Raw genomic sequence first — 12309 nt, 5'->3', positions numbered from 1 at the left:
CCAGCGCAAAAACGCCGCCTCGCTCGCCTCGGCACGGCGTGCCTGCGCGGCAAGACCGACCCCGCGCGGGGTATTCGCGCGGCAACACCCGGTCCGCTGCGGCGAGTCCGCGCAGGAACCCCGGTCACCACACCAGTCGCTCGGGCCTTCCCGACTTACCGCGCGCACACGCCGTACGGACGGTTCATACCGCGCAGGCACGCTGTGCAGAGACGAGCGAGGCGGCGTGTTTGCGCTGGAAGTGGCGCCCGTACGGCGAGTCCGCGCGGCAGGTTGCAGCGGCACCAGGCACAGGAGGCGCATTTCGCGTCCGACCGTCGTTGGCGTTGGCGGTGTTGGTGACCCACACATGCGGCAGGAGGGCCAGTTATCCACAGGGGGCGTTGGGCGGGTTGCGGGGGATGGGGTGGGCAGGTGATCGTTGGTTCGGTGTCGGTGCGGGACGTGTTGCTGTCCCCGTTCGTGGACCTGGTGCTGGGTGGGGTCTGCGCGGGCTGCGAGCGACCCGGTGTGGCCGTCTGCCCGGATTGCCAGGCCGTGTTGCGGGCGCGGCCGTTCGAGGCGTGGCCTGAGCCGGTGCCGGATGGGCTGGCGCCACCGATGGCGTGTGCGGCGTACGACGGGGTGGTGCGGGCGGTGTTGCTCGCGCACAAGGAGGACGGGCGGTACCAGTTGGCCCGGCCGCTTGGGGAGGCCCTCGCGAGCGCCGTACGGGCCAGCCTGGGCGAGCGCCGGGCCGCGTGGCTGTGCCCGGTGCCATCACCGCGCGCCCGGATCCGCGCCCGCGGCCATGACCCGCTCGGCCGGATCGCGGCCGCGGCAGCCCGTCGCCTTCGCCACGAGGGGTACGACGTTCGCGTGGCGCCGGTCCTGCGGGTGGTCCGGCGCCCGGCGGACCAGGCCGGTCTGACCGCGACGGACCGGAGTACCAATCTGGCGGGCGCTTTCCGGGCGCGTTCGCGTTGGGCTGAACGGCTGACGAGTCAACCGATCCTGGCCGTTGACGACGTGATCACGACCGGCGCCACGCTCACGGAGGCGTGTCGCGCACTCAGTGTGGCGGGAATACCGCCGCTCGGTTGTGCCGTGGTGGCGGCGACCCGGCGACGGTTCATGAGATCTTCCCTACCGGTTTCCCCAGAAGCGGACTAGCGTTGGCCCATGACACCCGCTGGGGCTTGTCGGAAGCAGTTGTGGTCCAGGACCGGACAGACCGGATTCCTCACCACCGGCTCCGACGGGCCGTTGAGCGGGTGTTTGCTTTTCGGGCTGCCCGCGAGCACAGAACGGGGTCCGAAGACGTAAAAGAATCGCCGATCGATGGAGGTTTCCGTGGACGTTGTCGTCAAAGGCCACCACTGCGAAGTCAGTGACCGCTTCCGGCAGTACGTCGAGGAAAAGCTCGCGCGGATCGAGAAAATCGATCATCGGGTGCTGCGATGCGAAGTAGAGGTCTCCCAGGAGAAGAACCCGCGACAGAGCGATCGTGCGATGAGAGTGGAACTCACGATGTACACCCGAGGCCCGATCGTCCGGGCCGAGGCCACCGGCGAGAGCAAGTCCGCCGCCTTCGATGTAAGCCTGGACCGGCTCCGTGCCCAGGTCCGCAAGGCCGCCGACCGCCGCCGGGTGCACCGGGGTGGCGCTCATTCGCCGATGTCGCTGAAGCAGGCCATGGCCATGCAGTCGGCGAACGGTTCGGCCAACGGCACCGCGCTGGCGACCGAAGAAGAAGATGACAACGCGGTGCCGACCCACAAGGTCGGATCGCTGACCGTGACCGGTGACGGCCCGCTGGTGGTGCGCGAGAAGACCCACAGCGCGAAGCCGATGTCGCTGGACCAGGCGCTCTACGAGATGGAACTGGTCGGTCACGACTTCTACCTGTACGTAGATGCCGACGAGAACCTGCCGAGTGTGGTTTACCGCCGGCACGGTTACGACTACGGCGTCATCCGGCTGTCCGTCTAAAGGCCCGACTGGGAAAAGGTCCGGCCCGCGTCGCACACAGGTGGGCGACGCGAGCCGGATCCCCTTTACTTCCTGGCGATCTGAGCCTGCAGCGCCTTGGCGTAGGTGGCTACCTCGGCGTAGACGCCCGGGTGGCCGGCCTCCGCGCAACCGATACCCCAGGACACAACACCGAACAGGCGACCGTTCAGGACGAGCGGGCCGCCTGAGTCGCCCTGGCAGGAGTCCTTGCCGCCTTCCTTGAAGCCGCCGCAGATCTCACCCTTGGCCACGTAGTCGTTCTCCGCGTAGACGTCGCTGCAGTACGCGTCGCCGAGCACAGGCGCGTCAACCTTCTGGAAGACCTCTTCCGGGCCGGTGCCCTGCGTGTTGCCCCAGCCGTAGACGACGGCCTTCGCGCCTTCCACGTCAGCAGCTTCACTCGTCTCCAGCGCCAGCACCGGTACGCCGGTGAACGGCTTGGCCAGCGTCAGGACGGCCACGTCGTGCCCAGGCTCCTTGCCGTACAGCGGGTCCTTCCAGACCTTGCTGATCTTGGAGGTCTTGCCGTTCTTCACCTTGAGGTCGTCCCGGCCCTGGATAGCCGTGTAGGTGTTGACCGGCTGGGTGAGGCAGTGCGCCGCCGTGACGATCTTGTTGGCCTTCACCAGTGTCGCGCCGCACCACTGGTCGTTGGGCGACGGGGAGACCGGGTTCGTGAGAACGATCGCCCACGGCGCGTCTGCCGTCTTGGCCAATGTGCCACCGACGATGCGCGGGTCCTTGCCCTTGACAACAACATTGTCCGGTCCGGGGGCGGCGACAGCGGTGGTGGCGGAAGCGATAGAGCCGGCAGCGAGCAAACCCGCTGCCAGGGCGGAACTAAGCCTCACAGTCATCTGGAACTCCTCAGGACGGTACGCCGCACCCCGGGCGGGGGAAACGGTCGTTCGAGAACTCTGACGGCCCAACCAACGACTGCGGGCCTCAGCAAGATCTCGATCACCGCTCGCCTGTGTCCCAGCCAGATCACCATCACAACCCCGCAAGGGATAACCCGCGCGGGCCTCTGGAGAACCTGTGCGAGGGCACCGGCCCATCGGGGGGTTAGGCCGGCGCCCTCGCTGTCTGAGGTTGCGTCTCAGCTGTCGATTTGGGCCTGCAGTTCAGTGGCGTAAGTGGCCACCTCCGCGTAGACGCCGGGGTTGTTCGCGTCCGCGCAACCGATACCCCAGGAGACGACACCGAAGAGCCGGCCGTTCAGTACGAGCGGGCCGCCCGAGTCGCCTTGGCAGGAGTCCTTGCCGCCTTCCTTGTAACCCGCACAGATCTCGCCGGCCGCCACGTAGTTCTGCGATGCGTAGACCTCGCCGCAGTAGGAGTCGCCGAGGACCGGGACAGCCACCTTCTGGAAGACCTCTTCCGGGCCGGTGCCCTCGGTGGCGCCCCAGCCGTAGACGATCGAGGCCGCGCCGACCGCGTCAGCCTCCGCGCTCTTCTCCAACTCCAGCGTCGGCACGCCCTCGAACGGCGTCGTCAGCGTGAGTACGGCGACATCGTGGCCTGACTCCTTGCCGTACGCCGGGTCGAACCAGATCTTCGAGATGGCCGATTCCTTGCCGACCGACTTGTCCGACAAGTCGTCACGGCCCTGAATCGCGGTGTACGTCTCCATGGCCTTCGTGACGCAGTGGGCGGCGGTCACGATCTTGTTGGCCTTCACCAGCGTCGCGCCGCAGTACTCCTTGTTGGGCGCGGGAGATCCGCTGTTGGACAGCTGGATGGCCCACGGGGTGTCCGCGGTCTTTGCCAGCTCACCTCCGACGATGCGCTCCTTCGGCACCTCCGGTGGGACCGCGGCGGATGCGGTACCGATCGCGCCGATCGACGCGAGTAACAAGGTGGCGGCCGCCAGACCTGCGCGGGAACGTCCTGTCATGCCTCACACTCCAGGTTTGTCTGAGCCACGTGGGCGACGTGGCTTTGCAGCAGCCTGTCCTGCCAACGGCGTGTGCCCAACCCTTCACTTGCGGTCACAATCAAGTTATGCCGAAATTTTGTCGGTGCCGCCCGGCACAATCTGACGGGTGACCTCGACATCCACTCAGGTGCTCTCCCAGGCCCAGGCCCGGCGAATCGCGCTGGCCGCCCAGGGCTTCACCGATCCACGGCCGAAGGGGGTGCCCGACAGCCGGGCGCTGACCCGCGTCCTGAGCCGGATCGGGCTGATCCAGATCGACTCGGTCAACGTCCTCAGCCGAGCTCAGTACCTGCCGCTGTACTCGCGGCTCGGGCCCTACCCGCGCGAAGTGCTCGACAAGGCCGCGGGCAAGGCGCCCCGGCGCATGGTCGAGTACTGGGCGCACGAAGCCTCGCTGGTGCCGGTCGAGACGCATCCGCTGCTCAGATGGCGGATGGCGCGGGCGCATCAGGAGGCCTGGGGCGGTCCGCGCACGATCGCGAAGGAACGGCCCGACCTGGTCAAACAGGTGCTCGCCGATGTCGCCGCGAACGGTCCGCTCACCGCGCGGGAGATCGACGACGACATCGAGCGTGGCGACAAGTCGAACTGGGGCTGGAACTGGTCGGACGTCAAACGCGCGCTGGAGTTCCTCTTCTTCGCGGGCGATATCACCGTGGCCAAGCGCAACCAGCAGTTCGAGCGGATGTACGACATCCCCGAGCGCGTGTTGCCGTCCGCCGTGGTCAACACGCCTACCCCGACGTCCGAGGAGGCCCATCGCCAGTTGGTGCTGATCGCGGCCAAGGCGCATGGGGTGGCGACAGCGCAATGCCTGAAGGACTACTTCCGTACGGCGCCGGCCGCTACCGCGCAGGCGATTGGCGAACTGGTCGAGTCGGGTGAGCTCGAGCCGGTCGGGATCGAGGGGTGGAAGCGTCCGGCGTACCTCTATCGCGACGCGAAGCTGCCGCGACGGGTCAATACCCGCGCGCTGGTCAGCCCGTTCGACTCGCTGGTCTTCGAGCGGACCCGGGCGGAGGTGTTGTTCGACTTCCACTACCGGATCGAGATCTACGTCCCGGCGGAGAAGCGCGTCCACGGTTACTACGTGTTGCCGTTCCTGCTCGGGGATCGGCTGGTGGCCAGGGTCGACCTGAAAGCGGATCGCGCCGGCGGCGTGCTGCTGGTCCAATCGGCGCACGGTGAGCCTGGGGCACCGCTGGAGACGCCGGACGAGCTGGCCGCCGAGCTGGTCCAAATGGCGGGGTGGATGGGCCTCGATTCGGTTCGGGTGGCAGGGGGTGGAGACCTGGCGCCGGCCCTGAGTATCGCGCTGCGCACCGCCTGACGGACTGTCCGTGGAACTTTTCGGCGGGTTCGCGCGTGGGGACAAGGAGAGGCGACTCACGCGGGCGGGGTGGGTTGACTCGTCTCGCCCCGTACCATGGGTTGCGCCCGTCAGACGGGCGGCCGTTCTGCCCTGCCCTGGGCCGAGGGGCTAACGCCCGCCGTATACAAGGCTGCAATAGTCAAGGAGTGGACTCCCCACGATGAAGATCGTCGACAAGGTCCTGCGGATCGGCGAGGGCAAGACCCTGCGCCGGCTCGAGGGCATCGCGAAGCTGGTCAACTCGATCGAGGACGACTTCGTCTCCATGAGCGACGAGGAGCTGCGCGGCCAGACGGCCGACTTCAGGCAGCGGGTCGACAACGGCGAGTCCCTTGACCTGATCCTGCCCGAGGCGTTCGCGGTCGTCCGCGAGGGCGCCAAGCGGACGCTGCACCAGCGCCACTACGACGTCCAGATCATGGGCGGCGCCGCGCTGCACCTGGGCAACATCGCCGAGATGCGCACCGGTGAGGGCAAGACGCTGGTCGGCACCCTCCCGACGTACCTGAACGCGCTGTCCGGCAAGGGTGTGCACGTCGTCACGGTGAACGACTACCTGGCGCGGTTCCAGGCCGAGTGGATGGGCCGGGTGTACAACTTCCTCGGCGTCGACTACGGCGTGATCCTGCCCGAGATGACCCCGGCCGAGCGCCGGGTGGCGTACTCGAAGGACATCACCTACGGCACGAACAACGAGTTCGGCTTCGACTACCTGCGCGACAACATGGCCACCTCGATCGAGGACTGCGTCCAGCGCGACTACAACTTCGCCATCGTGGACGAGGTCGACTCGATCCTGATCGACGAGGCCCGGACGCCGCTGATCATCTCCGGCCCGGCCGAGGACAGCCAGCGCTGGTACGTCGAGATGGCCAACCTGGTGAACCGGCTGCGCCCGGAGACCGACTACGAGGTCGACGAGAAGAAGCGCACCGTCGCCATCCTCGAGCGCGGTATCGAGAAGGTCGAGGACCACCTCGGGATCGACAACCTGTACGAGTCGGCCAACACCCCGCTGATCAGCTACCTGAACAACGCCCTCAAGGCGAAGGACCTGTTCAAGCGCGACAAGGACTACGTGGTCGTCGAGGGCGAGGTGCTGATCGTCGACGAGCACACCGGCCGGACGCTGCACGGCCGCCGCTACAACGAGGGTCTGCACCAGGCGATCGAGGCCAAGGAGAAGGTCGAGATCAAGGAGGAGTACCAGACCCTCGCGACCATCACCCTGCAGAACTACTTCCGTCAGTACAACAAGCTCGCCGGCATGACCGGTACGGCGATGACGGAGCAGTCCGAGTTCGGCAAGATCTACGGCCTGGGCGTGGTGGAGATCCCCACCAACAAGCCGATGGTGCGCGCGGACCAGCGCGACCTGATCTACCGCACCGAGGACGCCAAGTTCGACGCCGTGGTGAACGACATCGTCGAGCGGCACGAGACCGGCCAGCCGATCCTCGTCGGTACCACCAGCGTGGAGAAGTCCGAGCGCCTCTCGGCCCAGCTGAAGCAGCGCGGCATCCGGCACGAGGTGCTGAACGCGAAGCAGCACGCGCGCGAGGCCGCGATCGTCGCCGAGGCCGGCCGTAAGGGCGCGGTCACGGTCGCCACCAACATGGCCGGCCGTGGTACCGACATCATCCTCGGCGGTAACCCCGAGCACCTGGCCGACAAGGACCTGCGCGCCCGCGGGATCGACCCGGTCGAGCACGCCGAGCAGTATGAGGCGGAGTACCCGAAGGTCCTGGAGCAGTTCGAGCAGCAGGTCAAGGACGAGCAGGTCGAGGTCCGCGACGCCGGTGGGCTGTACGTGCTCGGCACCGAGCGGCACGAGTCGCGCCGGATCGACAACCAGCTCCGCGGTCGTTCCGGCCGTCAGGGCGACCCGGGCGAATCCCGGTTCTACCTGTCGCTGGAGGACGACCTGATGCGCCTGTTCAAGCGCGAGATGGTCGACTGGGCGATGTCGCGCAACGAGGACGACACGGTGCCGCTGGAGAACAAGGTCGTCACCAAGGCGATCGCCTCCGCGCAGGCCCAGGTCGAGGCGCAGAACTTCGAGACCCGGAAGAACATCCTCAAGTACGACGACGTGATGAACCGCCAGCGGCACGTGGTCTACAAGGAGCGCCGCAGCGTGCTCGAGGGTGCCGACCTGCAGGACCAGGTCAAGGACATGCTCGACGAGACCATCCAGGGCTACGTCGTCGGCGCCACCGCCGACGGTTTCGCCGAGGACTGGGACCTCGAGGTGCTCTTCACCGGCCTCCGCACGCTGTACCAGTCGGAGCTGACCGAAGAGGACCTGATCGAGGAGGTCGGCGGCGAGCGCTCCGGCCTCACCCAGGACTTCCTGATCGAGCGCATCACCCAGGACGCGCACGATGCGTATGCGAGGCGCGAGGAGGCGCTGTCCGCTCCGGCCATGCGCGAGCTCGAGCGTCGCGTGGTGCTGAGCGTGCTCGACCGGAAGTGGCGCGAGCACCTCTACGAGATGGACTACCTGCGCGAGGGCATCGGCCTGCGCGCGATGGCGCAGCGCGACCCGCTGGTGGAGTACCAGCGCGAGGGCTTCGACATGTTCGCCGCGATGATGGAGTCCATCAAGGAGGAGTCCGTCGCGTACATCTTCAACCTCGAGGTCACGGTCAGCGACCTGCAGGACGAGCCGGTCCAGGACGACGTACAGGACGTCGTGCCCGCCGAAGAGGTCGAGGACGTGCTGGTGCCGGGTGCACCGGTCGCCGAGTTCCCCGGCCGCCACGTCGAGCCGCGTCAGCAGGACACTCCGCGCATCCAGGCGAAGGGTCTGCTGTCCAGCCGTCCGCAGCGGCTGACGTACACCTCGCCGACGGTCGACGGTGACGACGAGGTGTCGACCCACGCCGACGCCGTCGAGGGTGGCGCCCTGGAGTACGCCGGCACCCCGCGCAACGCGGTCTGCCCGTGTGGGTCCGGCCGCAAGTACAAGCGCTGCCACGGCGACCCCCAGTCGGAGCACTACCAGCACTGATTTCGCCTTGCAAGAAGACCCGCCGTCCCTTTCATCGAGGGGCGGCGGGTCTTTCTATGCCGGATGGCACGATGGCGGTATGCGGACTTGGTTGATGCAGCGGTTCGGGGTCGCGGTGCCGGTGGTGGGGGCGCCGATGGCGGGGGCCAGTGGTGGGGCGTTGGCCGGGGCGATCTCCACGGCCGGTGGGCTCGGGATGATCGGCGCCGGGAACCTCGCGTCGGCCGACTGGATCCGCGAGCAGGGCGCGATCGCGGCCGAGAGCGGCAAGCCGTACGGCGTGGGGCTGATGGCGTGGGCGCTTTCGGAAAAGCCTGAGCAGCTCGACGCGGTGCTGGAGCTCAAACCGGCATTGGTCTCGCTGAGCTTTGGGGACTACCCGCAGTACGTGAAACGGCTTCAGGATGCAGGGATAACCGTCGCGACGCAGGCAGGCACTCTCGCGGACGCACGCGAGGCCGTCGCCGCCGGTGTCGACGTACTGGTCGCCAGAGGTGGTGAAGGCGGCGGGCATGGTCGTAACGAGGTGGCGACTCTTCCATTGCTTCAGGCCATCCTGGACGAAGTGGAACTACCCGGGCTGGCCGCTGGTGGTATTTCCGGCGCCCGCGGTTTGGCCGCCGTACTGGCTGCTGGTGCCGCGGGAGCTTGGATCGGCACCGCCTTCCTGACGTGCCGCGAAGCCATCAACAGCGCGTCCGCCCGGCAGCAGTTGATCGCCTCGGACGAGACATCAACGTCGTACGGCACGGTCTTCGATCAGGCCTCGCGGGCCGGCTGGCCGGACGAATTCGGCGGCCGGGCGCTGCGCAATCCCTTCTTCGTGCAATGGCAGGGGCACGAGAAGGAGCTTGGTGCGGACGACGCGGCCCATGACGAGTTCATGGCCGGAGTACGCGCGGGCGACGTCGGTACCGCCCCGCTCTACGCCGGCCAAGGCATAGGCGCCCTGACCGCCGAAACCACCGCCGCCGACGTACTGCAGCGCTTCGCCGCCGCCGACGACCTACTCCGCGCCGCCGCCGACCGCCGCCGCCCCTGACGGCGGAGGTAGGACGGTGACGCCGCGCCGATCGGGTTGACGCGGGGCTACAGGTTGGCGACGCTGTGTGCGCACACACATCCGAGTCCGCACCGCCCAGCGTCCCGGAGGCATACGATGGCCGTTCCTTCTGCCCGCTTGATCGGCTTGACCCTTTCCTTCGCGCTCGGTCTGGCTTCCGGTCAGGTGGTGAAGGCTTCAGCTTCAGCCATTGCGGATCCGCCGATGGGGTCGTCGGTGATTCTGGTGAGTGTGCCGAACGGCCGGGTGGCCGATCTCGACGGTGGTGGGATCGACGATGGGCACAAGATCCAGGAGTGGGCCGCGAACGGTTCGGCCGCCCAGCAATGGCGGCTCCAGTCCGATAGCGGCAACGTAAAGATCACGCTCGTCGCCAACTCGGCCTGGTGCCTCGGCCGGAGCGACGCGGCGAAAGCCGTTCTCCGTCCCTGCTCGAACGCCGCCTCCGCCTGGCTCTTCGAGGATCTTGGCGGCCGCTTTCGCATCAAGAGCCCGACTGGCGGCTACCTCCGCGTTGTCGCTACGAGTCCCTCGACCGGGCGCGAGCTGGTGGTCAGTGCGGACGCCGGCCCCGGCGCCGAGTGGTACGTGAACGGCGTCGACGTACCGCGTCGGCCCATGCCCGCCGATCCGCGCCTCGACCAGGTCAGTTACCTCGTCGCCCACAACGCGATGGCCAATACCGACGAAGGCTTCTGGGGCCGATTCCCCAACCAGTCTTACCGTTTGCGGGATCAGCTCAGCCAAGGTGTGCGCGGGCTGCAGATTGACGCGCATCCCTACAACGGCGATGTCCGGATGTGTCACGGCAGCTGCTGGGGCAACGAACGCACGCTCACCGCCGGTCTCCAAGATGTCGTCAACTTCCTCAACGCCAACCCGTCGGCCGTGGTCAGCCTCTTCATCGAGGACTACACCAGCGTCGAGGAATTGCGAACGGCTGTTGCCAAGGTCAACGGTTTCGCCGATCGCGTCTTCCGGCCGGATCAGGCCGGCGTACGGCAGAACGGCTGGCCGCGCATCTCCGAGCTCATCGCCCAGAACCGCCGCCTGCTGGTCTTCTCCCAGCGCTCCGGCCGCGAGTCGTACGGCGTGATGTTCGACCGGGACTGGACCGCGGAGAACTACTGGTCTCTCGGCTCTGGCGGTGACACCCAGTGCTACAGCCGCTGGGACGAGGTTCCGTTGGCCAAGGAGGAGCCGGGCTTCCGCCGTCTGCACGTGATGAACCACTACCGGGATATCCCGACTGAAGGCGCTGCGTCAGCCGACAACGGCTCTAAGCTCTCGGACCGGTTGACCCGGGTCTGTGGTCCTGTAGCCGGCCGCAAGCCGAACTTCGTTGCGCTCGACTTCTACCAGAAGCCGGAAGGTGGAGCCGTCTCTGCGCTCATGCAGAACCTCAACACTTACTGGTGATGTAGAGCCTCCGCGATGGTTGCAATGCCTTCGGCCAGGTCTGACTGGTTGTTCGCAGCATAGCCGAGAACAAGGCCTGGGCGGGCCGGACGTTGGTGGTGCCAGGAGAGCGGCTGGACCTTCACTCCGCGGGCGAGAATCTCCGCAGCCAGCTTGGCGTCGTTGCTTTTGAAGGCGCTGCTGTCGAACGTGATCATCAGGTGAAGCCCGGCCGCGGCTCCATGCACCTTGGCCTCCGGCAGGTACTCCCGGATGGCCGTGATCATCGCGTCCCGGCGCTGCCGATGCCTGCGGCGGAGGAACCTCAGCTGGCGCTCGAGCTCTCCCGACTCCATGAGATGAGCCAGCACCAGTTGAGGCAGTACGGCGTTGCCGAGATCGGCGAATCGCTTAGCGGCCACGAACGCCTCGCGGTACTTCGGCGGCGGTAGAACCCAGCCGACGCGTAGTGCCGGCGCCAGCAACTTGGAGACGCTGCCGGTGTAGCAGACCTGCTCGACCAGCATTGAACGTATGGCCGGTACTGGCGGTCGGTCGTACCTGTGCTCGGCGTCGTAGTCGTCCTCCACGATCAACCCGCCCTCGCTGGCCCACTGCATCAACTCGCGCCTGCGTTCGCCACCGAGGACTACGCCGGTCGGGAAGTGGTGTGCCGGAGTAAGCAGCACAGCGGGAGCGCCTGTCGCCCGTAGCTCGTCCACTCTGATGCCGTCTTCGTCAACGGTTACAGGCGGTGTAGCGATGTCCCGGTTGTGGAACTGCTGCCGGGTGCCGAGAGACCCGGGGTCCTCTACAGCCAGTTCTTTCACGCCATCCCGCTGCAGGATCTGTGCCAATAGGTCGAGCGTCTGGGCAACTCCCGCGACCACGATCACTTCAGCCGGATCCACGGTGATTCCGCGGTTTCTGGCGAGCCAAGTCGCTACTGCCGCCCGCATCGCCGGGGCGCCGCGCGGATCGCCGTACCCGAAGTCGACCGCCGACAACTCGCTCAGCACGGCACGCTCGGCCCGTAGCCACGCTGTCCGTGGGAACGACGCAAGATCCGGTACGCCGGGGGAGAGGTCAATCCGCGCTGGCGCCGCCCGGGCCGCCTCGAACACCTCGACGCCTGGCGGGCTGTCGAACACGGTCTTGGGACGCTCTGGCCTGGGCTGGGTCTTGCTAGGTGGCCCTGATTTTGGGGTGTGCGGGATCGCGACCACGACGGTGCCGGCCCGGCCGCGGCCGACGATGTGCCCGTCCTCGGTCAGTCGCTGGTACGCCTCGGTCACCACGCCGCGCGAAACCCGCAGGTCCGCCGCGAGCACTCGGGTGGCGGGCAAGCGGCTGCCGATCGGGAGCCGCCCGTCCGAGATCGCCGTACGCAGGCTGGCCGCGAGCCAATCGGACAAACCGCCTTCGGGAGCGTCCTCCGCGGACAACTGGAGGAAGTCCGAGCCAGCTTTGGACTGGTGGAGTGCGCCCTGATTGGACCTGTTCATTGGTCCATACTGGCAGCAAGGTGGAGC

General features: G+C 67.3%; 9 protein-coding genes. 6 read left to right on the top strand and 3 right to left on the bottom strand.

What is annotated here, in order from left to right; all coding sequences use genetic code 11:
• Window positions 1–414 precede the first annotated feature (414 nt).
• Together OG394_RS17760 and hpf are read left to right on the top strand one after the other, a co-directional pair.
• Entirely contained in the window at window positions 415–1152 is a 738-nt protein-coding gene (locus tag OG394_RS17760) for a ComF family protein (RefSeq protein WP_328996495.1), read from the top strand.
• 180 nt (window positions 1153–1332) lie between these two features.
• A complete protein-coding gene (hpf, locus tag OG394_RS17755) occupies window positions 1333–1971 on the top strand; it encodes a ribosome hibernation-promoting factor, HPF/YfiA family (RefSeq protein ID WP_328996494.1) in 639 nt (212 codons plus the stop codon).
• 65 nt (window positions 1972–2036) lie between these two features.
• Here the strand turns inward: hpf and OG394_RS17750 are convergent, their stop codons facing one another.
• Window positions 2037–2849 (bottom strand): S1 family peptidase, encoded by an 813-nt coding sequence (locus OG394_RS17750; protein ID WP_328996493.1) that lies wholly within the window; start codon window positions 2847–2849, stop codon window positions 2037–2039.
• Window positions 2850–3091: 242 nt separating this feature from the next.
• On the bottom strand, window positions 3092–3889 hold the full coding sequence (locus OG394_RS17745) for a S1 family peptidase (protein ID WP_328996492.1): 798 nt from the start codon (window positions 3887–3889) through the stop codon (window positions 3092–3094).
• Window positions 3890–4037: 148 nt separating this feature from the next.
• Here OG394_RS17745 and OG394_RS17740 point away from each other — a divergent pair, with 148 nt between their 5' ends.
• The 4 genes from OG394_RS17740 (at window position 4038) to OG394_RS17725 (ending at window position 10798) form a co-directional block, all read left to right on the top strand.
• The gene (locus tag OG394_RS17740) at window positions 4038–5261 is read left to right on the top strand and encodes a winged helix-turn-helix domain-containing protein (protein WP_328996491.1); all 1224 of its coding nucleotides are present in this window, start codon (window positions 4038–4040) and stop codon (window positions 5259–5261) included.
• A gap of 202 nt (window positions 5262–5463) precedes the next feature.
• Complete coding sequence (gene secA / locus OG394_RS17735) at window positions 5464–8316, top strand: preprotein translocase subunit SecA (protein ID WP_328996490.1); 2853 nt, start codon at window positions 5464–5466, stop codon at window positions 8314–8316.
• 79 nt (window positions 8317–8395) lie between these two features.
• Window positions 8396–9358: an NAD(P)H-dependent flavin oxidoreductase gene (locus OG394_RS17730; protein WP_328996489.1), complete on the top strand. Its 963-nt coding sequence runs from the start codon at window positions 8396–8398 to the stop codon at window positions 9356–9358.
• 117 nt (window positions 9359–9475) lie between these two features.
• Window positions 9476–10798 carry a PI-PLC domain-containing protein gene (locus OG394_RS17725; protein ID WP_328996488.1) on the top strand — a complete coding sequence of 441 codons (1323 nt, stop codon included), beginning with the start codon at window positions 9476–9478 and terminating at the stop codon, window positions 10796–10798.
• On the opposite strand, the gene pdxR is transcribed toward OG394_RS17725, so the two are convergent.
• On the bottom strand, window positions 10789–12282 hold the full coding sequence (gene pdxR / locus OG394_RS17720; RefSeq protein WP_328996487.1) for a MocR-like pyridoxine biosynthesis transcription factor PdxR: 1494 nt from the start codon (window positions 12280–12282) through the stop codon (window positions 10789–10791). The genes OG394_RS17725 and pdxR overlap by 10 nt on opposite strands.
• Window positions 12283–12309 lie beyond the last annotated feature (27 nt).

The sequence above is a fragment of the Kribbella sp. NBC_01245 genome, from assembly GCF_036226525.1.
Lineage (GTDB): Bacteria > Actinomycetota > Actinomycetes > Propionibacteriales > Kribbellaceae > Kribbella.
Note: the sequence above shows the minus strand (reverse complement) of the source record. Positions and strands in the feature narration are given on the sequence as shown.